26 protein-coding genes are annotated in these 23842 nt (G+C 76.3%); 18 read left to right on the top strand and 8 right to left on the bottom strand.

Going from position 1 to position 23842, the window contains the following annotated elements; translation table 11 throughout:
• Positions 1–72 precede the first annotated feature (72 nt).
• Complete coding sequence (locus ACI780_RS22940; protein ID WP_456873197.1) at positions 73–417, bottom strand: hypothetical protein; 345 nt, start codon at positions 415–417, stop codon at positions 73–75.
• A gap of 139 nt (positions 418–556) precedes the next feature.
• Here ACI780_RS22940 and ACI780_RS22935 point away from each other — a divergent pair, with 139 nt between their 5' ends.
• The 4 genes from ACI780_RS22935 to ACI780_RS22920 are packed head-to-tail and all read left to right on the top strand — an operon-like array spanning position 557 to position 2589.
• The gene (locus ACI780_RS22935; RefSeq protein ID WP_456873196.1) at positions 557–1690 is read left to right on the top strand and encodes a baeRF2 domain-containing protein; all 1134 of its coding nucleotides are present in this window, start codon (positions 557–559) and stop codon (positions 1688–1690) included.
• A 14-nt stretch (positions 1691–1704) separates the two neighbouring features.
• Positions 1705–1962, top strand: a complete 258-nt coding sequence (locus ACI780_RS22930; protein ID WP_089403044.1) for a DUF2795 domain-containing protein — start codon at positions 1705–1707, stop codon at positions 1960–1962.
• Between the two features lie 10 nt (positions 1963–1972).
• Entirely contained in the window at positions 1973–2203 is a 231-nt protein-coding gene (locus tag ACI780_RS22925; RefSeq protein ID WP_089403043.1) for a hypothetical protein, read from the top strand.
• A complete protein-coding gene (locus ACI780_RS22920) occupies positions 2200–2589 on the top strand; it encodes an acyl-CoA thioesterase (RefSeq protein WP_457005901.1) in 390 nt (129 codons plus the stop codon). Before ACI780_RS22925 ends, ACI780_RS22920 begins: the two co-directional genes overlap by 4 nt.
• 9 nt (positions 2590–2598) lie before the next feature.
• On the opposite strand, the gene ACI780_RS22915 is transcribed toward ACI780_RS22920, so the two are convergent.
• Positions 2599–3618, bottom strand: a complete 1020-nt coding sequence (locus ACI780_RS22915) for a LacI family DNA-binding transcriptional regulator (RefSeq protein ID WP_456873195.1) — start codon at positions 3616–3618, stop codon at positions 2599–2601.
• 168 nt (positions 3619–3786) lie between these two features.
• Here ACI780_RS22915 and ACI780_RS22910 point away from each other — a divergent pair, with 168 nt between their 5' ends.
• The 4 genes from ACI780_RS22910 to ACI780_RS22895 all read left to right on the top strand — a co-directional run bounded on the left by ACI780_RS22910 (position 3787) and on the right by ACI780_RS22895 (position 7028).
• Complete coding sequence (locus ACI780_RS22910) at positions 3787–4980, top strand: endo-1,4-beta-xylanase (protein WP_457005900.1); 1194 nt, start codon at positions 3787–3789, stop codon at positions 4978–4980.
• 125 nt (positions 4981–5105) lie between these two features.
• Positions 5106–5843: a polysaccharide deacetylase family protein gene (locus tag ACI780_RS22905; RefSeq protein ID WP_457005899.1), complete on the top strand. Its 738-nt coding sequence runs from the start codon at positions 5106–5108 to the stop codon at positions 5841–5843.
• An 86-nt stretch (positions 5844–5929) separates the two neighbouring features.
• On the top strand, positions 5930–6355 hold the full coding sequence (locus ACI780_RS22900) for a ChaB family protein (protein ID WP_456870004.1): 426 nt from the start codon (positions 5930–5932) through the stop codon (positions 6353–6355).
• A 163-nt stretch (positions 6356–6518) separates the two neighbouring features.
• Positions 6519–7028 carry a hypothetical protein gene (locus ACI780_RS22895; RefSeq protein ID WP_457005898.1) on the top strand — a complete coding sequence of 170 codons (510 nt, stop codon included), beginning with the start codon at positions 6519–6521 and terminating at the stop codon, positions 7026–7028.
• Positions 7029–7040: 12 nt separating this feature from the next.
• Here the strand turns inward: ACI780_RS22895 and ACI780_RS22890 are convergent, their stop codons facing one another.
• On the bottom strand, positions 7041–8330 hold the full coding sequence (locus ACI780_RS22890) for a M24 family metallopeptidase (protein WP_457005897.1): 1290 nt from the start codon (positions 8328–8330) through the stop codon (positions 7041–7043).
• 58 nt (positions 8331–8388) lie between these two features.
• Positions 8389–9531: a diguanylate cyclase gene (locus ACI780_RS22885; protein ID WP_457005896.1), complete on the bottom strand. Its 1143-nt coding sequence runs from the start codon at positions 9529–9531 to the stop codon at positions 8389–8391.
• Between the two features lie 148 nt (positions 9532–9679).
• On the opposite strand from ACI780_RS22885, the gene ACI780_RS22880 reads away from it, so the two are divergent.
• On the top strand, positions 9680–9865 hold the full coding sequence (locus ACI780_RS22880) for a hypothetical protein (RefSeq protein ID WP_456870008.1): 186 nt from the start codon (positions 9680–9682) through the stop codon (positions 9863–9865).
• 8 nt (positions 9866–9873) lie between these two features.
• On the opposite strand, the gene ACI780_RS22875 is transcribed toward ACI780_RS22880, so the two are convergent.
• Positions 9874–10983 carry a glycosyltransferase gene (locus tag ACI780_RS22875; protein ID WP_457005895.1) on the bottom strand — a complete coding sequence of 370 codons (1110 nt, stop codon included), beginning with the start codon at positions 10981–10983 and terminating at the stop codon, positions 9874–9876.
• A 71-nt stretch (positions 10984–11054) separates the two neighbouring features.
• On the opposite strand from ACI780_RS22875, the gene ACI780_RS22870 reads away from it, so the two are divergent.
• Positions 11055–11429 (top strand): DUF2784 domain-containing protein, encoded by a 375-nt coding sequence (locus ACI780_RS22870; protein ID WP_457005894.1) that lies wholly within the window; start codon positions 11055–11057, stop codon positions 11427–11429.
• A 7-nt stretch (positions 11430–11436) separates the two neighbouring features.
• Here ACI780_RS22870 and panB read toward each other — a convergent pair whose 3' ends face one another.
• Positions 11437–12267: a 3-methyl-2-oxobutanoate hydroxymethyltransferase gene (gene panB, locus ACI780_RS22865; RefSeq protein WP_456870011.1), complete on the bottom strand. Its 831-nt coding sequence runs from the start codon at positions 12265–12267 to the stop codon at positions 11437–11439.
• Positions 12264–14105, bottom strand: coding sequence for an NAD+ synthase (locus ACI780_RS22860; RefSeq protein ID WP_457005893.1), 1842 nt, complete (start codon positions 14103–14105; stop codon positions 12264–12266). Before ACI780_RS22860 ends, panB begins: the two co-directional genes overlap by 4 nt.
• Positions 14106–14211: 106 nt before the next feature.
• On the opposite strand from ACI780_RS22860, the gene ACI780_RS22855 reads away from it, so the two are divergent.
• Complete coding sequence (locus tag ACI780_RS22855; protein ID WP_456870013.1) at positions 14212–14673, top strand: hypothetical protein; 462 nt, start codon at positions 14212–14214, stop codon at positions 14671–14673.
• A 13-nt stretch (positions 14674–14686) separates the two neighbouring features.
• Here the strand turns inward: ACI780_RS22855 and ACI780_RS22850 are convergent, their stop codons facing one another.
• Positions 14687–15217, bottom strand: a complete 531-nt coding sequence (locus ACI780_RS22850) for a DinB family protein (protein ID WP_457005892.1) — start codon at positions 15215–15217, stop codon at positions 14687–14689.
• 124 nt (positions 15218–15341) lie between these two features.
• Between ACI780_RS22850 and ACI780_RS22845 the strand changes: the two genes are divergently transcribed.
• The 7 genes from ACI780_RS22845 (at position 15342) to ACI780_RS22815 (ending at position 23756) form a co-directional block, all read left to right on the top strand.
• Positions 15342–16007: a helix-turn-helix transcriptional regulator gene (locus tag ACI780_RS22845; protein WP_457005891.1), complete on the top strand. Its 666-nt coding sequence runs from the start codon at positions 15342–15344 to the stop codon at positions 16005–16007.
• A gap of 79 nt (positions 16008–16086) precedes the next feature.
• Positions 16087–16716 carry a GTP cyclohydrolase I FolE gene (gene folE / locus ACI780_RS22840; protein ID WP_456870016.1) on the top strand — a complete coding sequence of 210 codons (630 nt, stop codon included), beginning with the start codon at positions 16087–16089 and terminating at the stop codon, positions 16714–16716.
• A 13-nt stretch (positions 16717–16729) separates the two neighbouring features.
• Entirely contained in the window at positions 16730–17950 is a 1221-nt protein-coding gene (locus tag ACI780_RS22835; protein WP_457005890.1) for an NAD(P)/FAD-dependent oxidoreductase, read from the top strand.
• Positions 17951–18059: 109 nt separating this feature from the next.
• The gene (gene glnA, locus ACI780_RS22830; protein ID WP_456870018.1) at positions 18060–19400 is read left to right on the top strand and encodes a type I glutamate--ammonia ligase; all 1341 of its coding nucleotides are present in this window, start codon (positions 18060–18062) and stop codon (positions 19398–19400) included.
• Positions 19401–19560: 160 nt separating this feature from the next.
• Complete coding sequence (locus tag ACI780_RS22825) at positions 19561–20295, top strand: type 1 glutamine amidotransferase (RefSeq protein WP_457005889.1); 735 nt, start codon at positions 19561–19563, stop codon at positions 20293–20295.
• A 4-nt stretch (positions 20296–20299) separates the two neighbouring features.
• Complete coding sequence (locus ACI780_RS22820) at positions 20300–23392, top strand: bifunctional [glutamine synthetase] adenylyltransferase/[glutamine synthetase]-adenylyl-L-tyrosine phosphorylase (protein WP_457005888.1); 3093 nt, start codon at positions 20300–20302, stop codon at positions 23390–23392.
• A 40-nt stretch (positions 23393–23432) separates the two neighbouring features.
• Complete coding sequence (locus tag ACI780_RS22815) at positions 23433–23756, top strand: CDGSH iron-sulfur domain-containing protein (RefSeq protein WP_456870021.1); 324 nt, start codon at positions 23433–23435, stop codon at positions 23754–23756.
• Positions 23757–23842: the final 86 nt, after the last annotated feature.

Here is a 23842-nt window from a genome sequence, read left to right as displayed (position 1 = left end):
CTCCCCCCCCCCCCCCCCCCCCCCCCCCCCCCCCCCCCCCCCCCCCCCCCCCCCCCCCCCGGGACCGGTGGATCAGCCGGTCGAGCGGGGCTGGGCGGGGTTGGTGGGGTCGCCCTGCGACGGAGGGTTCATGGCAGGTCCGGTGGTCGCCTCCGACACCTTGGAGCCCGCCGAGGCGTGCACCGGGTCGTCCGCGGCGGCAGCGGCCGGGTCACCGCCGGAGGGCTGCGCGCCCTCGTGGAGGGACGTCAGCCGGTTCTCCATCGCGATGACGACCTGCAGGCGGTTCGCGTGGGCCCGCTCGTAGTCGAGCAGCGTCTGCAGGCCGGTCGCGTCCAGCGTGCGGATGCGCGAGATCAGTCCCTCCACCGGCAGGTGGTCGTAGTCGGGCAGCGGCAGCTGGTCGTGCTCGGTCATGGCGAGGCGCCTACCCCTGCCCGCCGGATCCGACACGGTGTGTGGCGGTCGGGCCGGTGGGTAGGCGGCGGTGCAGTGCGCGTCCCGCCGAGGACGCCGTCTGCACCCGACACCAGCACCGAGGAAGTGGTCTGCACCCATGGACGTGTCGTTCCTGGCACCGGTCTTCGAGGCCCCCGGCCCCTTCGCCACCGTCACCGCCGACGTCACCCACGTCACCGAGAACGCCGACGCCGAGCTCGACCTGCGCGTGCGCGCGATCGCCGAGCGGCTCACCGAGCAGGGCGCGCCGGAGGCCGTCGTCGAGGCGGTGCGCAGCCGGCTGCTGGAGGGCAACGACGGTGGCGAGGCCGGCACGGTCCGCGGCCGCGCGGTCGTCGTCGCCTCCGACGGCACCGTCGTCTTCGACTCCCAGCTCGGCGACGTGCCGCGCCAGGAGCTGGCCGAGTGGTCGCCGACCCCCGACCTGCTGCCGGTGCTGCGCGCGCTGCCCGGCCGCATCCCGCACGTCGTCGTCCTCACCGACCGCACCGGGGCCGACCTCACCCTCGCCAGGCTCCCCGGCCACGCCGAGGAGGAGGAGACGGTGAAGGGCGACACCTTCCAGATCCGCAAGTTCCAGGGCGGCGGCTGGGCGCACCACCGCTACCAGCACAACGCCGAGAACAAGTGGGTGCACAACGCCGACGACGTCGCCGAGCACATCGCCTCGGTCGTGCGCCGGGTGCACCCCCGCTTCGTCCTGCTCGCCGGCGACATGCGCGCCCGGCAGATCCTCACCGACCGCGCCAGCGGGCTGTGGTCGGACCTCATCGTCTCCATCGACGAGGGCGGCCGGGCCGCCGGCGCCGACCGCGAGCCGGTCGAGCGCAAGGCCGCCGAGCTCGTCGCCGAGCACGAGGCGCGCGACGAGGCCGAGATCGTCGAGAAGATCAGCTCGGCCGGCGCCCACGGCCTGGCCGTGACCGGCACCGCCAACGTCGTCGAGGCGCTGCGCAAGGCGCAGGTGGAGACGCTCGTGCTCGCCGACCCGGCCGACGACGAGAAGCTGCTCGTGGGCGCCACGCCGCTCGAGCTCGGCGTCGACCAGTCCGACATGGACGCCCTCGGCGTGCAGGAGGTCCACTCGGTGCCCGCCGGGAGCGCGCTGCTCGCGGCCGCGGTGGCCAGCACGGCCGGCGTCGTCGTCGTGCCGCGCGCGGCCATGCCCGGCGACATCCCGGTCGCGGCGATCCTGCGCTACACCGACGACTCCACCCCCACCCCGCAGTGACGGAGGCAGCAGCCATGACCGACCCGCACCAGGAGGGCACCCCCGCCGGCACCAGCCCGGCCGACGTCGACCGGCGCGCGGCGATCGCCGAGGCGCTGGGCAAGGAGGTCTGGCCCGCCGACCGGGACGCGCTGGTCGCCAAGGCGCAGGAGTCGAACGCCACCGACCGGGTGCTCGGCGACCTGCGCCGGCTGCCGGCGGGGCAGCAGTTCGAGAACGTGCAGGACGTGGCCCGGGCGCTGGGCATCGGCACCGAGCAGCAGCGGTTCTGAGGAGGACCCGGTGGTCACCCAGAAGGAGCCCAGCCCCGAGGCGCTGGCCAACGTCACCGAGCACAACATCGAGACGCGTGCCGACCTGCTGCCCGAGGAGGCGGCGATGAAGGGCAGCGGCATGGAGGAGGTCGCCGCGGAGGTGATCCTCGCCGAGTCCGAGGAGCGCACCGTGCACCCCGACCCGGACGACGCCCAGGGCGCGCACCGCCGGTCGGCGGAGACGGCGGACCTGCCCTGAGCGGGCCGTACGAGCACCCGGTCCAGCTGCGCTGGTCGGACACCGACCTCTTCGGGCACGTCAACCACGCCCGGGTGCTGGGCCTGCTCGAGGACGCCCGGCTGGCGATGGCCGACCCCACGCCGGGGGCGGGGATCATCCTGGCCCGGCTGGAGGTCGACTACCTGCGGCAGGTGCGCTACCGCGCCGGTGAGCACCTGACCGTCGTCAGCTCGGTGACCCGGCTGGGCCGCAGCTCCATCGGCGTGCGCCAGGAGCTCGCCCAGGACGGGCAGCCGGCGCTGCGCGCGGAGATGGTGCTGGTCAACTTCGACTACGCCGCCGACGCCTCGGCCCCCATGACCGAGGAGCAGCGCGCCCACTGGTCGCAGTGGCTGGTGGAGTGACGGCCGGCGTCAGCCGGGCGGGGGCGCCGTGCTGTCCCGGACCACCAGCCGGGTGGCGAGCTCGATCCGTGGCCCCTCGACCGGCTCCCCCTGCACCAGCCGCAGCACGGTGCGGGCGGCCAGCATGCCCATCTGGGCGAGCGGCTGGTGCACGGTGGTCAGCGGCGGCGAGGACCACTGCGCCTGGGGGAGGTCGTCGAACCCGACGACGCTGAGGTCCTCGGGCACCCGCAGGCCGCGCCTGCGGGCGGCCTCGTAGACACCGAGGGCCATCTGGTCGTTGGCGGCGAACACCGCCGTGGGCCGCTCGGCGAGGCGCAGCAGCCGGTCGGCGCACTCGGACCCGGACCGGTAGCCGAAGTCGCCCTCCAGCACGAGCGCGGGGTCGACGGCCACGCCGGCGGCACCGAGTCCCGCGCGGTACCCGTCGAGGCGGGCCCGGCTCGACCACAGGGGAGCGGGGCCCCCGACGAACCCGATCCGCCGGTGCCCCAGGCCGGTGAGGTGGTCGGTGGCGCTCAACCCGCCGGCCCAGTCCGTCGCGCCGATCGTCGGCACGTCGAGGGAGGGGACCCCGGCCGGGTCGACCACCACGGCCGGGACCTGCAGCTCCTGCAGCTCCGACCGCAGGGCGGGGTCGAGCTCGCTGGTGACCAGGATGGCGCCGTCGCTGGCCCGTGCTGCGAGGTTCTCCAGCCACACGCGCGTGGCGCTGGCGCGGCGGTGGATGGCGGTGACGACGGTGCCGACCCCCTCGGCGTGGGCGGCGTCCTCGACGCCGCGGATGATCTCGACCGCCCAGGGGCTGTCGAGGTCGTTGAAGACGAGGTCGACGAGCCGCGCCCGCTCGCGGGGGCGGGCACCGCGGCGCTGGTAGCCGTGCTCGCGCAGCAGCTGCTCGACGCGCTCGCGGGTGTGCGGTGCGACGTCGGAGCGCCCGTTGAGGACCCGGGACACGGTCGGCAGGGAGACGCCCGCCTCCGCCGCGATCGCCGCGATCGTGACGGCGCGGCCCTGACTGTCGGTCACCCGTTCCTCCTCGTCGGCGGGTCCAGCGTAGGGCCGCCGGTCCGTGGAACGGCCGCACCGCACGGATCGAGACGGCGCCTTGACGCACAGCGACGGGTCTCCGTAACGTGGCTCACGTTCCGGAAACTCCCGGAAACTCCTCCGTCACCTCTCGGAAGGTCTCTCTGCATGCGTGCACGCACGTCCCGCGTCCTCACCCGGGGCGCCCTGGGGATCGGTCTGCTGCCCGTCCTCCTGTCGGCAGCGGTGCTGCCCGCCGCCGCGGCTCCCGCGAAGGAGGCGCCGCCGAGCCACGCCAACGAAGACCAGTCCTACGGCCAGGCCAAGAAGAACGGCCTGCGCACGGTCGCGCCCGACGACCTGGTCATCGGCACCGCGGCCGCCGGTGGCGGGCACCACGTGGACGCCGGCTACCCGGATCCGTTCACCTACGACAAGGAGTACCGGCGCATCCTCGCGGCGGAGTTCAGCTCCGTCTCGCCCGAGAACCAGATGAAGTGGGACTTCATCCACCCCGAACCGGGCGTCTACAACTGGGGGCCGGCCGACGCGATCGTCGACTTCGCCGAGGCCAACGGGCAGGTCGTCCGCGGGCACACCCTGCTCTGGCACAGCCAGCTGCCGGCCTGGGTGCACGAGATCGAGAACCCCGAGGAGCTCCGCGCGGTCCTCAAGGAGCACATCCAGACCGTGGTCGGCCGCTACGCCGGCCGCATCCAGCAGTGGGATGTCGCCAACGAGATCTTCGCCGACACGTGGGACGACGGCGGCGTGCGGCTGCGGGACGGCTCGACGGGTGCCACGGCCAACCCGTTCATCGAGAAGCTGGGCCCGGGCATCGTCGCCGACGCCTTCCGCTGGGCCCACGAGGCCGACCCGGAGGCGAAGCTCTTCCTCAACGACTACGCGGTCGAGGACTGGAACGAGAAGAGCACCGCCTACTACGACCTGGCCAGGCAGCTGCTCGCCGACGACGTCCCGCTGGACGGCTTCGCCTTCCAGGCGCACCTCGACCTGCAGTACCCCTTCCCGGGCACCCTGCAGGCCAACATGCAGCGCTTCGACGACCTGGGCCTGGAGACCGCGATCACCGAGCTCGACGTCCGGTTCACGCTGCCGGAGGACGGCCGGCCCACCCCGGAGCTGCTGCAGGAGCAGGCCGACACGTACCAGGGAGTCCTCGAGGCCTGCCTGGCGGTCGAGGACTGCAACTCGTTCACCATCTGGGGCTTCACCGACAAGTACTCCTGGGTGCCGAGCTTCTCGGCGGGCCAGGGCGCGGCGACCGTGATGTTCGAGGACTACGAGCGCAAGCCGGCCTACTGGGCCCTGCACGAGACCCTCGCCGCGGCGCAGGACTGACCACGGTCCGACCACGCACGACCTGACCGCCGGGCGGTCGCCACGAGGTACGGCGACCGCCCGGCGTCACCGGCCACCGCGGGACGGCCACCCGGGCCGGCCCGACCACGTTCCAGGGGGAGTCCATGACCACGTCCCGCAGGCGCGCGCTGCGCCTCGCCACCGCACCGCTGGCCCTCGGCGCACTGCTCCTCGGTGTCGCGCCGGCGCAGGCTGGCGGCGCCGGGCCCGGCCCGGGCCAGGGCGGCCCGGCGACCGACGAGATCGTCACCACCACGAAGCTGGAGGGCCGGGTCGCCGCCCTCACCTTCGACGACGGGCCCAACCCGCACGACACCCCGCGGCTGCTCGACGTGCTCGCGGAGCACGACGTGACGGCGGTGTTCTGCCTGTGGGGTGACGTCGTCCGTGAGAACCCGGACCTGGTCCGGCAGATCGTGGCGGCGGGGCACACCCTCTGCAACCACACGATGCACCACGACGACCTGACCGACTGGTCGCCGGAGGCCGTCCGCGCCGACCTGGAGGCCACCTCCGCGCTCATCCACGAGATCGTGCCGGGCGCGCCGATCCCGTACTTCCGTGCTCCGTACGGCGCCTGGGGGCAGAGCCCGCAGGTGGCCGCCGACCTGGGCATGCAGCCGCTCGGCTGGACCGTGACGATCGAGGACTGGGAGACCCAGGACGCCGACGTCCTCACCGAGCGGCTCGAGACCCGGGTGCGGGCCAACCCCGGCGCGGTCGTCCTGCTCCACGACGGCCCGGTCATGGACCGCAGCGGCACCGTCGAGGCCGTGGCCCGCGTCATCCCGGAGCTCGAGGCGGAGGGCTGGCGCTTCCACAAGCCCGACCGCCGCGGCTGACCCGCTCCTGCGGCCGGGTGCCGTCCGTGGCACCCGGTCGCAGGTCCCGGGCGTGCGGGCCCTCCCGGGAGGGGTAGTCCACCGTCATGCCCAAGACGACGAAGAGCGGCGATGCGAAGGCCGAGGAGATCCCCAGCACGCTGCAGCGCTCGGACGAGAAGGCCCAGCGCACCTGGGCCAAGACCCACGACTCCGCCGTCGAGACCTACGACGGCGACGAGCAGCGGGCCAACCGGGTCGCGTGGGCGGCGGTCAAGCACACCCACGAGAAGGTCGGCGACCACTGGGAGCCCAAGGACCACAAGGGGCCCAGCGACGCCCAGGCGGAGGGCGGCGCCGACACCGACCGGGAGACCAAGGGCGGCGTCGACGCCCACGCCACCAAGGAGCACCTGATGGACCTCGCCCGCCGGCTCGACGTCCACGGCCGGTCGTCGATGACGAAGGACGAGCTGGTCGACGCCATCCAGAAGGCGAACGACAGGGAGACACGCAGGGCACGCGAGGAGTAGCAGCGGGGTCCCTGCACCGGGACGGGACCGGGCACGGAGCGTGCCGACGAGCCGGGACGCCCGCGGCCGGCGGTGACGAGCGCGCGTTCCCGCCACCGGGGCGAGCACCCTCGGTCGGTCGCGGCGGCACGGGGCCGCCGCGCCGACAGCACGGGGTGATCCGATGACGTGTCGCCTGCTCGTGCCCCTGGCCGCCACCGCCTGCCTGGTCGCGGCCGCCACCCCCGCATCGGCGATTCCTCCCGATCGGGTGGTGGACGTGACCTTCGACCCGGCCGTGGTCGAGAAGGACCCGGACCTCAGTCCTCTGTGCGGCTTCGAGGTCACCAGCTCGGCCAAGGGCCACTTCCGGTTGACCATCCACCTCGACCGGAACGGGGAGTTCGTCCGGGCCGTCGGCCACCCGAGCTCCAGCATCACCCTCACCGGCCCCGGCGGCACCGTCACGACCGCCGACCGGGGCATGGACCGGACCACGGTCGATCCCGACGGCACGCTGACCGTGTTCGGCACCGGCATCCACCTCAAGGTGGAGGGTGGCGCCCACGCCATCGGGCTGTGGGTGCTCGTCATCGACCCCGAGACCGGCGAGCTCCTGTCGGAGGAGTACCACGGGCGGTTCGACGTCGTGGCGCCGGAGATCGTCGGCCATCTCTGCGAGCAGCTCGGGTAGGCCGACCGGCGGTCAGGACGGGGGCACCGTCCACAGCTCCTGCTGCGGGGAGCCGAGGAACGACGTCCCGGAGGGGGTGAGGACCACGCCCTCCTCCAGCGCCAGCCGCACGCCCTGCCCGCCCCACTCCGGCACCGTCGCGCGCACCGCCAGCTCCAGCGCGTAGACGGTGTCGGGGTGCAGCACCCGCTCGCCGGCGCCGGGGGAGCCGCGCTGGTCGTCCCAGCGGCCGATGACCGGGCCGGCGCCGTGCCCGTGCACCCCCACGGGGTGCGAGTACACCTCCGCGGCCAGCCCCTCGGCGTCGACGGCGGCGCGGGCGGCGGCGAGCACCTCGTTGCCGGTGCGCCCGGGGACGAGCGCCTCGGCGGTCAGCGCCCGCACCCGGGTGCCGGCGGTCCACGCCGCCTGCAGCCCGGGCGGGGGAGCGGTCTCCCCGGGCCGCAGCAGGTAGCCGCTGCGCTGCAGGTCGGTGGCCAGCCCCAGGCTGACCAGCCCCGCGTCGCAGGTGACGAGGTCGCCGGGCTGCAGGACGGCGTCCTGCGGCACCGCCGGCAGCGGCACGCCGCCGTCGTCGCGCAGTGGCACCCCGGCCCGCTGCACGGTGACACCGGGGTGGAACCACGGCGGGACGCCGAGGTCGGCCAGCCGCTGGTGCAGCCACCAGGCGAGGTCGGCCGCCGTCGTCGCGCCGGGTGTCAGGGCGGCGGGGGACAGCGCCTGCCGCAGCACGCGCGAGGTGAGCCTGTCGAGCGCGTCGAGCGCGGCCACCTCCTCGGGCAGCCGGGTCTCCAGCCAGCCGACGGCGAGGTCCTCGGCCGACACGAGGCGCTGCGCCCACGGGCCCAGGGCGGCGGTGAGCGCCCGGTGCTCGGAGACGGTGAGCCCGTCGGCCGGCGCGCAGGAGGCCGAGACGTCGACACCGATGCGGCGCGGGGCGGCCTGCTCGACGACCCGCCGGACCGCGTCCCACTGCCCGCCGTCCTCCGGGGACCAGCCGGGGAGGAACTGGCCCACCGGGTACCGGGAGACGGCGACCGGGGTGACGCCGTCGTCGCTGCGGTGCAGCAGCAGCACCACCCGCCGCCGGGCCGACAGCCACGACGCCGGCAGCAGGGTGGCCAGCACCGGGTCCTCGTTGTTCTCCCGGCCGGTGACGATCCACAGGTCGATGCCGGTGCGGTCCATGAGGCCGGGCAGCACGTCGAGCAGGCGCTGGGTCAGCCACCGGTCGCGGACGTCGGCCTGCTGCCGAAGCGGCAGCGGCACGGTCCGCGTCGGGTCCGGGACGACCAGCGTCATGGGGAACAGGGAAGCAGAGAACCGCCGCTCCCACCGGGTGGAACGGGACCGGCCGGTGTCAGGAGGGAGGCGCCGGTCCCGGGACGGTCGGGGGGTCGACCAGCTCGCCGGCCGGCGCCGGCCGAGGGCGGGGCGGAGCGGAGCCGGCGACCCGGTCGCGGCCGCCGCGCTTGGCCTCGTACATGGCCGCGTCGGCTCGGTCGACCAGCCACCACAGCGCCGCGGCGGGGTCCTCGCCGTCGACCGGCCGGGTGAGCGCGACGCCGATCGAGGCGGTGACGCCGTGGCCCTGCGCGGTGCGGGCGTCCGACACCGCGTGCCGCAGCCGCTCGGCCAGCCGCCCGGCCTCGGCGGGGTCGCCGACCAGGCCGAGGACCACCAGCTCCTCACCGCCGAGGCGGGCGAGCACGTCGCTGGGCCGGACCGTGGCGGCCAGCGCCCCGGCCACGGCCTGCAGCACCGCGTCGCCGACGGCGTGCCCGTGGACGTCGTTGACCCGCTTGAAGTGGTCGAGGTCGATGACCATCGCCGCCACCCGCAGGCCCTCGCGGCGGGCCTGCCGCCACGTGCGCGGCGCCTCCTCGACGAGGTGGCGGCGGTTGGCCAGGCCGGTGAGCGGGTCGCGCTGCGAGAGCTCCTCGGTGGCGGCCAGCAGCCGCCGCTCGCGGCGCCGCAGCACGCTCACGGTGGCGGCGACGACGTCGAGCATGCCGGCGTGCACGCCGACCTGGACGGCGAGCGCGGCCCCGGAGGGGTAGCTGCCCCAGAGCGCGACCAGCACCACCAGCGGGGTGGCCGCCATGTGCACGGCCAGCATCCACGGCCGGAGGAACCAGGCGGCCACCACCGCGGGGAACAGCAGCATCAGCGGCGTGGCGTAGCGCACCGGGTCCTCGACGCACAGCGCGACGACGGCGTAGACGAGGTCGCCGAGCAGCACCAGGCCGAAGGTCTGCCACCGGCCGACGCGGCGGCGCACCACCAGCGGCACCGCGGCCAGCACGCAGGCGAGCATCGTCGCGCCGTAGGCGAGGCGCGTGACGCCGTCGCCGACGACGCCGTCGAGGGCCAGGTTGACCAGTCCGGTGGCGCCGCCGGTGACCAGCAGGGCGGCGAGCAGCAGGGCGGCGGCGCGGCCCTCGGCGCCGTCCCGGCGCGGCGGGGCGGGCAGGACGTCGGGACCAGGACGTCGGGCGGTCACGCGCAGGAGGATGCCGCATGCCCGGCCGGGGCGGAGCCCCCCGCGCGCGGGCGCCGTCGCGCTGCGGCCGGGGAGTGCGGCAGGGTGGGGTGCAGGCACCTCCCGGGGCGCCGCTCCGGGGACGGCCCGTCGAGGAGGAGGTGCGCCCGTGGCGCAGGGACCGTGGTTCTACTGCCTCAAGCACAACACCGTGGAGGACCGGGACGGGTGCGCGGAGCGGCACCGGCTGGGGCCCTACGCCACCCGGGAGGAGGCCGAGCACGCGCTGCAGTCGGTGGCCGAGCGCAACGAGCGCCTCGACGCCGAGGACCGCGAGTGGCGCGAGGGCGACTGACCGGCCGCTCAGCGCCCGGCGAGTGACAGCAGCCCGGGCACCACGTCGGCCGGTGCGGGCATCGCGGCGATCTCGGCGGCCACCTCCCGCGCGGCGGACGCGAGCGCCGGGTCGGCGGCGAGCCGCTCGAGCTGCGCCGGGGTGATCTCGCCGGGCTCGGTGGCGATGCCCGCGCCGCGCACGGCGACCAGGTCGGCGTTGGTGCGGCGGTCGCCGGCGCCGCGCACGACCAGCTGCGGCACTCCGGTGGCCAGGGCGGTGAGCACGGTGCCGGCGCCGCCGTGGTGCACGACGCCGGCCGCGGCGGGCAGTACCCGCGGGAACGGCAGCCAGTCCGCCGTCCGGACCTGCGGCGGCAGCCGGCGGCGGGTCACCCACCGGTCGGGCCGGACGAGGACGACGTCGAGGTCGGTGCCCGCGGCCGCGGCGGCGACGTCGGTCATCAGCCGGTCCCGGCCGGGGGAGGCCACGGTGCTGCGGCTCACCAGCACCCGCGGCTGCGGGCCCGGGCGGGTGAACGACTCGTCGAAGGGCCGCTCGGGCGTCCACGGCACGACGCGCACCGGCCGGCCCTCCCGCGGGCCGACCAGGCTGGGCGGCGTCGAGGTCAGCACCTCCGCGGGCTCCGGCAGCTCGCCGAGGCCGCGGGCGGGCCGGTAGACGTCGAGGGCGGCGGTGCGCAGCCGCCGGGCGTCGAAGAGGTTGCCCTCGGCGAGCACCGCCGGGACGCCGAGCCGGCCGGCGACCTCCGCACCGGCCGGTGCGAGCGGCTCGTGCACCACCAGGTCCGGCCGCAGGCGGTCGGCCAGTGCCACGACGCCGTCGGCCGTGCGCGCGCCGAGCGCGCCGAACAGCAGCCCGACGGCGTCGGTGCCGCCCCGCCCGGCCAGCTCGCGGCGCGCCAGCCCCGGGTGGCGCAGCATCAGCCGGCTGAACAGCGGGCCCAGCCGCAGCCCGGGCGCGACGTCGGTGGGGGAGAGCTCCGGCGGGCAGGCGGCGACGCCGTCGCCGGCGGTCGCGACGGTGACCTCGGCGCCGGCGTCCCGCAGCGCGAGGGCCAGCGGCACCAGCGGCAGCACGTGGCCGGTCAGCGGGGAGGCCACCACCAGGACGCGCACACCGCCAGGCTGGCCGGGGTCAGGGGCCGGCACAAGGCACCCGCGCGCCCCGGTCGCGGGAGGATGGGGGCGTGCTGCTCGCGCACGCGGTCGCGGTCCTGCACGCGGCCGTCGTCCTGGTGATGCTGACCGGCGCGCTGCTCGCCCTGCGGTGGCCGCGGCTGGTGCTGCTGCACGCGCCGGTGGCCCTCGCCGTCCTGACGGTGAACCTGGCCGGGGCCCCGTGCCCGCTGACCACGCTGGAGCTGGCGCTGCGCGAGCGCGCCGGGGCGGCGCCCTACGAGGGCGGCTTCCTCGGCCACCACGTGTTCGGCCCGCTCGGCCTCGACGTCGGCTCGGCCGCCGTCCAGGTCGGCCTGTACTCCGCGGCGTTCGGCCTCAACGCCCTCGGCTACGGCCTGCTCGCCGCCCGCGTCCGCGCCCACCGACCGGTGGCCCGCCGCTGAGCGAGGGCTACTCGAAGCCGTGCTCCGGGCCGGGGAAGACGCCGCCGCGGACGTCGTCGGCGTACTCGCGGGCCGCGCGCAGCAGCTCCCCGCGCAGGTCGGCGTACTTCTTGACGAAGCGCGGCACCCGCCCGCCGTTGAGCCCGGCCATGTCCGGCCAGACCAGCACCTGGGCGTCGCAGTCGGGCCCGGCGCCGATGCCGATCGTCGGGATGGACAGCTCCGCGGTCACCTTCGCGGCCAGCGGGGCGGGCACCATCTCCAGGACGACGGCGAACGCACCGGCCTCCTGCACCGCGTGCGCGTCGGCGAGCAGCTGCTCGGCCCCCGCGCCGCGGCCCTGCACCCGGAACCCGCCGAGGGCGTGCTCGCTCTGCGGCGTGAACCCGACGTGGGCCATCACCGGGATCCCGTTCTCGCTGAGCAGCCGGATCTGCGGCGCCACCCGCACCCCGCCCTCGAGCTTCACCGCCTGCGCGCCGCCCTCCTTCATCATCCGGACGGCGGTGTCGAACGCCTGCTGCGGGCCGGACTCGTAGCTGCCGAAGGGCAGGTCGGCCACGACCAGCACCCGCGTGGTCGAGCGGGTGACGGCCTTCGTCAGCAGCAGCAGGTCCTCCACCGTCACCGGCACGGTCGAGGAGTGCCCGAGGACGACGTTGCCCGCCGAGTCCCCGACCAGCAGCACCGGGATGCCGGCCTCCTCGAACACCGCGGCCGCGTAGGTGTCGTAGGCGGTGAGCATCGCCCACCTCTCGCCGCGCTCCTTGGCCTGCTGCAGGTGGTGGATGCGCACCCGCGCGGTCGAGGTCCCGCCGTAGAGCACCGACTCGGTCATGACTGCGCCGCTCCCTCGCGGACGCTGGGCAGGCTCTCCCGCCAGCGGTTGGTGATGGGCAGCCGCCGGTCGCGGCCGAACGCCTTGAGGCTGATCTTCGTGCCGGGCGCGGACTGCCGGCGCTTGAACTCCGCGACGTCGACCAGCCGCAGCACCCGGGCGACCACCTCGGGGTCGTGGCCGCGCTCGAGCAGCTGGGCCATGCCGAGGTCGCGGTCGACGTAGTCGGCGACGACGGCGTCGAGCTCCTCGTAGGAGGGCAGCGAGTCGCTGTCCTTCTGCCCCGGCGCGAGCTCGGCCGACGGCGGCTTGTCGATGGAGTTCTGCGGGACCGGCTCGGTCTCGCCGCGGTCGCGGGCGTGCGCGTTGCGCCAGCGGGCCAGCTCCCACACCAGCGTCTTGGGCACGTCCTTGATCGGCGCGAACCCGCCGGCGGCGTCGCCGTAGAGGGTCGAGTAGCCGACGGCGACCTCGCTCTTGTTGCCGGTGGTCAGCAGCAGGTGCCCGTGCTGGTTGGACAGGCCCATGAGCAGCGTGCCGCGGATGCGCGCCTGCAGGTTCTCCGCCGCCGTCCCCGACAGCTCCACCGCGGACTCGAAGGCGTCGACCATCGGCGCGATCGGCACCGTGGAGAAGTGCAGCCCCAGTCGCCGCGCGCTGTCCGCGGCGTCGGCGAGCGAGTGCTCCGAGGACCACCGCGACGGCAGCGCGACGGCGTGCACCCGGTCGGCGCCGAGGGCGTCGACCGACAGCACGGCCACCAGCGCGGAGTCGATGCCGCCGGAGAGGCCGAGCACCACCGACGGGAAGCCGTTCTTGTCGATGAAGTCGCGCAGCCCCAGGACCAGCGCCCGCCAGACCTCCTCGCAGTCCCCGAGCGGCTCGGCGACCTGCCCGGGCCGCGGCGCGAAGGCGGGCACCGGCTCCTCGGAGACGACGGTGCGGGTGACCGTCATCGGCCCGATCCGGCCCTCCCGCCGCTCCGGCGCCCGGCCGCGGTCGAGGGTGAGGTCCACGCAGAGCAGGTGCTCGACGAACTGCGGCGCCCGCGCCAGCAGCTCGCCGTCGGCGGAGACGACGAGGGAGTCGCCGTCGAAGACGAGCTCGTCCTGCCCGCCGACCAGGTTGCAGTAGACGACCGGCGCGCGGGCCTCGGCCGCGCGGCGCCGCACCAGCGGCAGCCGCAGGTCGTCCTTGGCCCGCTCGTAGGGGGAGGCGTTGGGGGAGACGACGAGGTCGACCCCGGCCCGCCCGGCCACGCCGCACGGGCCGCCCTCGACCCACAGGTCCTCGCAGATGGTCAGCGCGACGTCGGCGCCGTGCAGCCGCACGACCGGCAGCTCGGTGCCGGGCACGAAGTAGCGGGCCTCGTCGAAGACCCCGTAGTTGGGCAGGTGGCGCTTGGCGTAGCGGGCGGCCACCCGCCCGCCGTGCAGCAGCGCCGCGGCGTTGCGGGGCTGGATGCGGCGGGGGTTGGCGTCGCCGGGCCGCTCGTCGTCGAGGGTCTCCTCGTCGCTCGGCGGGGTGTCGATCTCGGCGGGGCCCTCGGTGTGCGCCAGGTACCCCACGACGACGGCGAGCTCGCCGAGGCCCCGCTCGGCGAGGGTGCCGGCGAGGTCGGTGAGCGCGTGCTCGCTGGCGGCGGCGAAGGACTCCCGCAGCACCAGGTCCTCGGCCGGGTAGCCGGTCAGCGTCATCTCGGGGAACACGACCAGGTGCGCGCCGTCGTCAGCGGCCCGCGCCGCCCACTCGACGACGAGCGCGGCGTTGCCGTCCAGGTCGCCCACGCGGGTGTCGACCTGGGCCATCGCGACTCTCAGCTGCACCGCACCGTCCACGCCGGCCATCCTCGTCCTGCGCGCCGGGAGCCGGGCAGCGGGGCGGTGTGACCCACGCCACAACCGGGGCTGGACCGCGAGCGCGGGGCGGCCTAGCGTCCCCTCCGTGGCCGAGTGGCTCACCGTCGAGGTGCTCGACGGCAGGGAACCGGCGTCCCTCTGGCGCCGGGCGCACGAGGACGGCCTCGTCGAGGCCGCGGTCACCCAGGGCGCCCGGTACTGGGAGTGGCACGACACCCGCTGGGGGACCGTGCTGGAGGTCGCCTTCGACGACGACGACCGGCTCGAGCGCTTCCGCGCGCTGCCCGCCGTCCGCGCCGCGCTCGACGCGGTGCCCGATGCGCTGGCGGGGCTGCTGGTCTACCGCGGGCGGGGCGGCGGGGCCGGTGCCGCCGTCCCGCGCCGGCCCCGGCCGCGCCCGGTCGCCGGTGCCGCCGTCCTGCCCCCGCCGGAGCCGGAGCGCCTCGTGCGGCTCGACGCCGGGCCGCCCACCCGCGGCGGGGACCCGGACGGCCTCGAGCACCCCGACGACGCCGGGGACCCCGACGTGGAGCCGGTCGGCGGCTGAGCCGCCGCCGGGCTCAGCGCCCGACCAGCGCCGCGAGCTGCTCGGCGTGGTCGCGCTGGTGCGCGGGGAGGAAGGCGAGCAGGTCGGCCACGGTGACCGGGCCGTCGACCTCGTGCACGCCCTCCAGGGCGAGCTGCCCGGGCCGCACCGCCGCGACCGCGCGCAGCAGCTCCTCCTGCGCTGCCGCCAGCTCGGCGACCAGGACCGCCGGCGGGGTGGCGCGGTAGCCGGCGACCCGCTCGGGGGCGTCGGGGACGAAGTCGGGCAGTGCGGGGCGGGTGCCGCGGCCGATCCGCCCGATGCGGTCGGTGAAGACGCGGGCGCTGTCGCGCAGGTGGCCGGCGACCTCCTGCGGCGTCCAGTCCAGCTCGCCGGCGTAGCCGGGGAAGTGCCCGAGGTCCACCAGCCGGCGGCGCGCCTCCGGTGCCAGCGCCCGGACGGGGCGCCCGGCGGCGCGGGCCAGCAGGTCGGCCACGCGGCGCTGCTGGGCGGCGAGCGCGGCGGCGGAGGTCACCGGGTCGGCGAGCGGGGAGGTCGTCGTCACGGGAGGCAGCCTCGCCGACCGCGGGCCGGTGCCACCAGTGTCGGGACGGTCCCGTTCCGCCGGGATCCTGCCAGCGGGGTGCGCACGGTGTTCCACCAACCGTCGTTGCTCTTAGAGTGTCGGGGTGGATCCCCGCGCCGACCAGGTCGCCGCCGTCGCGGCCCTCGCCGAGCCCACCCGGCGCCGGCTGTACGACCACGTCGTCCGGCAGTCCGGGCCGGTCGGCCGAGACGAGGTGGCCGCCGCGCTCGGCCTGCCCCGGGCGACGGTGGCCTTCCACCTCGACCGGCTCGTGGACGAGCGCCTGCTCGACGTGCACTTCGAGCGGCGGACCGGGCGCAGCGGCCCGGGTGCCGGGCGGCCGGCGAAGCTCTACCGGCGGGCGTCGGCCGCCGTGGCCGTCTCGCTGCCCGAGCGCCACTACGACCTGGCCGGGGACCTCCTCGCCGGTGCCGTGAGCGAGGCCGAGGAGTCCGGTGAGCAGCCGGCGGCCGCGCTCGGCCGGCGCGCCCACGAGCGCGGGCAGGCACTCGCGGCCGGCGGGGGGCGGGGACGGGCGGCCGTCCTGCGGGTCCTGGAGGCGCACGGCTACGAGCCGCGCGAGGACGCCGACGGCGTGACGCTGGTCAACTGCCCGTTCCACCGGCTCGCCCGGCAGCACACCGAGCTCGTCTGCGGCATGAACCTGCGGCTGGTCCAGGGCGTGCTCGACGGCGCCGGGGCCGACCGGCTGCGAGCCCGGCTGCGCCCGCTCCAGGGGGCCTGCTGCGTGCACCTCGTCCCTGCCTGACCGGTCGCGGCGGCCGCCGTTGACGGGGACGGGGCGCGGGTCTCTAATACCAACCATCGTTGGCTCTAGAGGAGGTCCCATGACCGCCCGGCTCGCCGCACGACAGCCCCGTCCCGACCGCCTCCCCGTGGCGCGCGCCGGGGTGGACGTCCCGGCCGCGCAGCGGGCGGTCGCCGAGCTGCTGCGGGCCCTGGGCAGGGACCCGGCCGCACCGCACCTGGCGGACACCCCCCGCCGGGTCGCCGAGGCCTACGCCGAGCTCCTCACCGGCCGGCCCTTCGCGCTCACCACGTTCCCCAACGACGAGGGCTACGACGAGCTGGTCGTGGCCACCGGGATCCCCGTCGTGTCGCTGTGCGAGCACCACCTGCTGCCCTTCACCGGGGTCGCCGCGATCGGCTACCTGCCGGGGGAGCGCATCCTGGGGCTGTCGAAGCTCGCCCGGGTGCTCGACTCGTTCGCGCGCGACCTGCAGGTGCAGGAGCGGCTGACCCAGCAGGTCGCGGACTGGCTGCGCGACGCCCTGGACCCCCGGGGCGTCGGTGTGGTGATCGCGGCGGAGCACCAGTGCATGTCGCTGCGGGGGATCCGGGCCACCGGCTCGCGCACCACCACCTCCGCCCTGCACGGCCTGCTGCGCGAGGACGCCCGCACGCGGCAGGAGTTCCTGGCCCTCGCCGGCGCCACCGCGGCCGGCGCGGCGGCCTGAGGGGAGAGGCACCGTGGACACCCCGTTCGTGGTCGTCGGTGGGGGACTGGCCGGCGCGAAGGCCGCCGAGACCCTGCGCGCCGAGGGGTTCGACGGACCGGTCGTGCTCGTCGCGGCCGAGCCCGAGGTCCCCTACGAGCGCCCGCCGCTGTCCAAGGGCCGGCTGCTGGGCACCGCGGCCCGCGAGGAGGCACAGGTCCTCGCCCCCGGCTGGTACGGGGAGCACGACGTCGACCTGCGGCTCGGCGTGCGCGCCGTCGGGCTCGACCCCGCCGGGCACCGGCTCGGCCTCGACACCGGGGAGGAGCTCGGCTACGCACGCCTGCTGCTGGCCACCGGGTGCTCGGCCCGGCGGCTGGACGTGCCCGGCGCCGGCCTCGACGGCGTCCGCTACCTGCGCACGCTGGCCGACGCCGACCGCCTGCACGCCGACCTCGCCGGCGGAGGGCGGCGCCTGGTGGTCGTGGGGGCCGGCTGGATCGGCCTCGAGGTCGCCGCCGCGGCGCGCACCCACGGCAACGACGTCACCGTCCTCGAGCCCCTGCCCACGCCGCTGCACCGGGTGCTCGGCGAGCAGATGGGCGGCGTCTTCGCCCGGCTGCACCGCGAGCACGGCGTCGACCTGCGCACCGGGACCGGGGTGCGCGGGTTCGCCGGCGACGGCGCGGTGCGCTCGGTGCTGACCGACCGGGGCGGGCAGGTCCCGGCCGACCTGGTGCTGGTCGGCGTCGGCGCCGTCCCGGAGACCGGGCTGGCGCAGGCGGCCGGCCTCGACGTCGACGGCGGGGTGCTCACCGACGCCGCGCTGCGGACCTCGGCGCCCGACGTGTTCGCCGCCGGGGACGTCGCCGCCGCCGTCCACCCGCTCCACGGCCGGCCGGTGCGGGTCGAGCACTGGGCCAACGCGCTCCACCAGGGGCCGGCGGCCGCGCGGTCGATGCTCGGCCAGGAGGTCGCCTACGACCGCGTGCCCTACTTCTTCACCGACCAGTACGACCTCGGGATGGAGTACTCGGGGCTCACCTCGCCCGGGTCGACGGTCGTCTGCCGGGGACCGGTCGAGTCACGGGAGTTCATCGCGTTCTGGGTGCGGGAGGGCCGCGTCGAGGCCGGCATGAACGTCAACGTGTGGGACGTGACGGACCCGATCCAGGAGCTGGTCCGGTCGGGACGGCAGGTCGCCGTCGACCGGCTGGCCGACCCCGGGGTCCCGCTGGAGGACGTCGCCGTCTGACTGCCCGGGCCGCTGCCGGCGGCGGGCCCCCGTGTGCTCCCGGGCCGGACCGGGCAGGGTGGTCCCCGACGTCACACCCCGGACACGAGCGGACCCGATCATGGCGAGCATGGACCGACAGCAGGAGTTCGTCCTGCGCACCCTGGAGGAACGCGACATCCGCTTCGTGCGGCTGTGGTTCACCGACGTCTCGGGCTACCTGAAGGCCGTCGCCGTCGCCCCGGCCGAGATCGAGGCCGCCTTCGCCGAGGGCATCGGCTTCGACGGCTCGGCGATCGAGGGCTTCGCGCGGGTCTACGAGTCCGACATGCTCGCCAAGCCCGACCCCGGCACCTTCCAGGTGATGCCGGCGAGCAAGGGGCAGCCCAGCGACACCGCGCGGATGTTCTGCGACATCACGCTGCCCGACGGCTCGCCGTCCTGGGCCGACCCGCGGCACGTGCTGCGCCGGGCGCTGTCGAAGGCCGCCGAGATGGGCTTCACCTTCTACACCCACCCCGAGGTGGAGTTCTTCCTGATCGAAGACCTGCCCACCGACGGCAGCCCGCCGCAGCCGGCCGACACCGGCGGCTACTTCGACCTGTCCACCCACGACGTCGCGCACGACTTCCGCCGCGAGGCGGTCTTCGCGCTGGAGGCCATGGGCATCTCGGTGGAGTTCAGCCACCACGAGGTCGCCCCCGGCCAGCAGGAGATCGACCTGCGCTACGCCGACGCGCTGTCGATGGCCGACAACGTGATGACGCTGCGGCACGTCGTCCGCGAGGTGGCGCTGGCGCAGGGCGTGCACGCCACGTTCATGCCCAAGCCGTTCACCGAGCTCGCCGGCTCGGCGATGCACACGCACGTGTCGCTGTTCGAGGGCGACCGCAACGCCTTCCACGACCCGGGCGACCCGATCCGGCTGTCGGCCACCGGGCGGCAGTTCATCGCCGGCCTGCTCACCCACGCCCGCGAGTTCACCGCCGTCACCAACCAGACGGTCAACTCCTACCGGCGGCTGCTGGCCGGCACCGAGGCGCCGACGGCGGCCACCTGGGGCCGGGCCAACCGCTCGGCGCTGGTGCGGCTGCCCTCCTACAAGCCGAACAAGGGCCAGTCGGCGCGCGTGGAGGTCCGCTCCCCGGACTCCGCGTGCAACCCCTACCTCACCTTCGCCGTCCTGCTCGCCGCCGGGCTGCGCGGCATCGAGAAGGGGTACGACCTGCCGCCCGAGGCCGAGGACGACGTGTGGTCGCTCACCGACACCGAGCGCCGCGCCGCCGGCTACGAGGACCTGCCGGTCTCCCTCGGCGAGGCGCTGACGGCGATGCAGGGCAGCGAGCTGGTCGCCGAGACCCTCGGCGAGCACGTGTTCGAGTTCTTCCTGCGCAACAAGTGGGAGGAGTTCAACTCCTACCGGCAGAACGTCACGCCCTTCGAGCTCAAGCGCTACCTGCCGGGCCTCTGACGGCCCGAGGCCGCGCTCTGCGGGCATTCCTCGTCGAATGCCGGTGCTGCAGGACCGGCAATCGACGAGGAATGCCCGCACTGCCCCGCGCTCCGACAGCCAACACCGCGATGAGGGCACCTGCGGGGCGCTGACGCGGAGGCGCACTAACCTCGACGCCGTGCCGGACCAGCCCGCCCGCCTGCTCGTCGTCGTCCCCAGTGACACCGCGCCGCCCGCGCGGCTGGGCGCGTGGCTGCGCGCCGCCGGCCTGGAGCTCGACGAGCGGCACCTCGACGCCGGCGACGAGGTCCCCGCCGACCTCACCGGCCACGACGGGCTGCTGGTCACGGGCGGGCCGCAGTCCAGCGTCGACGACGCCGCGACCGAGCTGGAGCCGGTCCGCGCGCTGCTGGCCAAGGCCCTGGCCGACGACGCGCCGACCCTGGGCGTCTGCCTGGGCTCCCAGCTGCTGACGCAGGCCGGCGGCGGGCGGGTGCGCGAGGGCATCGAGGGACCGGAGGTCGGGGCGCTGCTCGTGGCCAAGCGCGACGCCGCGGCCGACGACCCGGTGTTCGGCCCGCTCCCGCTCTCCCCGGACGTCATCCAGTTCCACCACGACGAGATCTGCGAGCTGCCCGCCGGCGCCACGCTGCTGGCCAGCAGCCCGCTCTACACCCACCAGGCCTTCCGGGTGGGCCGGCACGTCTACGGGGTGCAGTTCCACATCGAGACGACGCCGGAGATCGTCCGCGAGTGGGCCGAGCGGGACACCGTCGGCGTCGCGGCGAGCCCGTGGGACCGCGAGACGCTGGTCCGGCTGACCGACGCGGTGCACCCGGACCTGGAGGAGGTCTGGGCGCCGTTCGCCGCCCGCTTCGCCGACCTGGTGCGCGCCGCCCGCCCCGCGGGGTGACCCGGTGACCACCGCGCGCGAGGTGCCTCGCCCGGCGGTCGTGCGGCTGGTCCGCTTCGGCTTCCTCGACGGCGAGCGGGCGGCGCTGCTGCTGTCCGACCCCGCCCTGGGGCTCTGGGACCTCGACCGCAACGAGCCGGCCGACCCCGAGGCCGGCCCGGTGGTGTCCGCGCTGGCGCGCGCCGGGGACCCGGACCTCGCCGTCCGCTCGCTCACCCGCCTGGTCGAGGCGCTCGACGCCGCTGACCCCACCGGCGGGTCGGCGGCCGCGCTGCTCGCCCGGCTGCGCGGCTCGGCGACGCTGCGCGCCCGGCTGCTGTCGGTGCTGGGCGCCAGCGCCGGCCTGGCCGACCACCTCGCCGCCCACCCCGGCGACTGGACCGTCCTCGACGACGACACCCGCGGCGCGACGCGGCCCACCGCGCTGGCGCTGGAGCGGCAGCTGCTGGTCGCCGTCGGCGCCGACCCCGACGACCCGCCGTGGGGCGTCCGCCTGGGCCGCGCCGCGCCCGACGCCTCGCCGCAGCGGGTCGCCGCGCTCCGGCTGGCCCACCGGCGGGTCCTGCTGAGCCTGGCCGGGCGCGACCTGGGGGAGGGGCTGCCCGCCGAGGACGTCGCCGGCGAGCTCGCCGACATCGCCGCCGCGGTGCTCACCGCCAGCCTGACGATCGCCGTCGCCGAGCAGCCCGACAGCGCCGCGGCCTGCCGGCTGGCGGTCATCGGCCTGGGCAAGTGCGGCGGCCGGGAGCTCAACTACGTCAGCGACGTCGACGTCGTCTTCGTGGCCGAGCCGGTCGACGCCGGCGACCCCGAGCCGGCGGCCGTGCAGAGCGCCACGCGGGTGGCCGCCGCGCTCATGCGGATCTGCGGGCAGGCCGCCTGGGAGGTCGACGCCGCGCTGCGCCCGGAGGGCAAGGCCGGGCCGCTGGTGCGCACGCTGGCCGGCCACGCCGCCTACTACCGGCAGTGGGCCAGCACCTGGGAGTTCCAGGCCCTGCTCAAGATGCGCCCGGTCGCCGGCGACCCCGACCTCGGCCGGGCGTACGTCGACGAGCTGTTCCCCCTGGTCTGGCAGGCCGGCGACCGGCCCGGCTTCGTCGGCGAGATCCAGGCGATGCGCCGCAGGGTCGAGGAGCACGTCCCGCCCGCGCAGGCCGACCGGGAGCTCAAGCTCGGCCGCGGCGGGCTGCGCGACGTCGAGTTCGCCGTGCAGCTGCTGCAGCTCGTGCACGGCCGGGTCGACGTCCGGCTGCACGTCGGGGGCACGCTGCCCGCGCTGGCGGCGCTGCGGGCCGGGGGCTACGTCGGCCGCGACGACGCCGACACGCTCATCGCCTCCTACCGCTTCCTGCGCACCGTGGAGCACCGGCTGCAGCTGCTGCGGCTGCGGCGCACCCATTTGCTGCCCACCGACGAGCAGCAGCTGCGCTGGCTGGCGCGCTCCCTGGGCTACAAGCCCGACGCCCGCGGCGACGCCGTCGACGTGCTGCGCGCCGAGCTCGCGCTGCACACCCGCGAGGTGCGCCGGCTGCACGAGAAGCTGTTCTACCGGCCGCTGCTGTCGGCCGTGGCCCGCGTGCCGGCCGAGGCCGCGCAACTGGGCAGCGAGGCGGCCGGCGACTGGCTGCGGGCGCTGGGCTTCGGCGATCCGCAGGGCGCGCTGCGGCACATGGCGGCGCTCACCGGCGGGGTGTCGCGCTCGGCGTCGATGCAGAAGTACCTGCTGCCGGTGGTGCTGCAGACCCTCGCCGACTGCGCCGACCCCGACGCCGGACTGCTGGCCTACCGGCAGGTCAGCGAGGCCCTCGGCGGCAACCAGTGGTACCTGCGGCTGCTGCGCGACGAGGGCCAGGTGGCCGAGCGGCTGGCCCGGCTGCTGGGCTCGAGCCAGTACGTGGCGGCGCTCCTCACCCGCACCCCCGAGGCGCTGCGCATCCTCGCCGACGACGCCGAGCTCGAGCCGCGCACCGCCGCGACCCTGGCCGGTGCCTGGCGGGCCGCCGCCGCGCGGTCCGGTGACCCGAAGGCCGCCGTCGGGGTGCTGCGGGCCCAGCGCCGCCAGGAGCTGCTGCGGATCGCCTCCGCCGACCTGCTCGGTCGCCTCGACGTCGTCCGGGTCGGGCAGGCGCTCACCGACGTCGCCGTCGCCACCCTGCAGGCCGGCCTCGACCTCGCCGAGCGGGCGTGGGCCCGCGAGGCCGGCGTCGCCGCCGACGACGTGCCGGTGGAGCTGGCCGTCATCGGGATGGGCCGGCTCGGCGGCGGCGAGATGGGCTACGGCTCCGACGCCGACGTGCTGTTCGTGCACCGGGCGCGGGCCGGTGTCGAGGAGTCGAGGGCCACCCAGGCGGCCAACGCGATCGCGCACACGCTGCGCCGGCTGCTCGCCGAGCCCGCGCCCGACCCGGCGTTCGAGATCGACGCCGACCTGCGCCCGGAGGGCCGGCAGGGCGCGCTGGTGCGCAGCCTCGACGCGTTCCGCGAGTACTACGAGCGCTGGGTGTCGGTGTGGGAGGTGCAGGCGCTGCTGCGGGCGGTGCCGGTGGCCGGCAGCCCGGAGCTGGGGGCCGCCTTCGTCGCGCTGGCCGACCCGCTGCGCTACCCCGCCGACGGCCTCACCGACGCCCAGGTCGCCGAGATCCGCCGCATCAAGGCCCGCGTGGAGCGCGAGCGGCTGCCCCGCGGCGCCGACCCCGCCACGCACACCAAGCTCGGCCGCGGCGGGCTGGCCGACGTCGAGTGGACCGTCCAGCTGCTGCAGCTGCAGCACGCCGGGCGGCTGCCGGAGCTGCGGCTGCCCTCGACGGTCGCGGCGCTGGAGCGGCTGGCCGCCGCGGGGCTGCTGGAGCCGGCGCACGCCGACGCGCTGCGCGAGGCGTGGGAGGTGGCCGGCGGGGCGCGCAACGCCGTCTTCCTCGTCCGCGGCCGGCCCAGCGACCAGCTGCCCCGGCCCGGGCTGGAGCTGGCCGGGGTGGCGCGGGCCAGCGGCTGCGGTCCCGACGTCGACCCCGGGCGCTTCCTCGACGACTACCGCCGCACCACCCGGCGCGCCCGCGGCGTCGTCGAGCAGGTCTTCTACGGTCAGCCGGCCGGCTGACCCGGGTGTGCCGTCCCCGGCGGCGGGGCACGCTGGGACGGTGAGCTCAGCCGTGCCCGCCGACGACCCGCCCGCCGACGACGACCTGTCCCGTGCCGACGCCGGGGCCACCATCACGCCCTACCGCGACGGGCCGCTGATCGTGCGCGGCGACTTCCGGCTGGTCGACCAGGACGGCGCCGAGATCGACCCCGGCCGCAAGACGGTGGCGCTGTGCCGGTGCGGCAAGTCCGGCCTCAAGCCGTTCTGCGACGGCTCGCACAAGCGCTCGGGCTTCTCCGCGCCCAGCGCGCCGAGCCGCCCGCGCCCGGCCGCGACGATCCTGCGCGCGGCGCAGCGGCCCGGGACGGCCCCGCAGGAGTGACCGAGGGGGGGGGGGGGGGGGGGGGGGGGGCCGGCCCCCCCCCCCCCCCCCCGCCCCGCACCCGCTCGGGGGCGGGGCGGCGCCCC

Source organism: Geodermatophilus sp. SYSU D00814, from assembly GCF_054050055.1.
The sequence above is the reverse complement of the archived record's forward strand: the minus strand, read 5'-3'. Positions and strand labels throughout refer to the sequence as shown.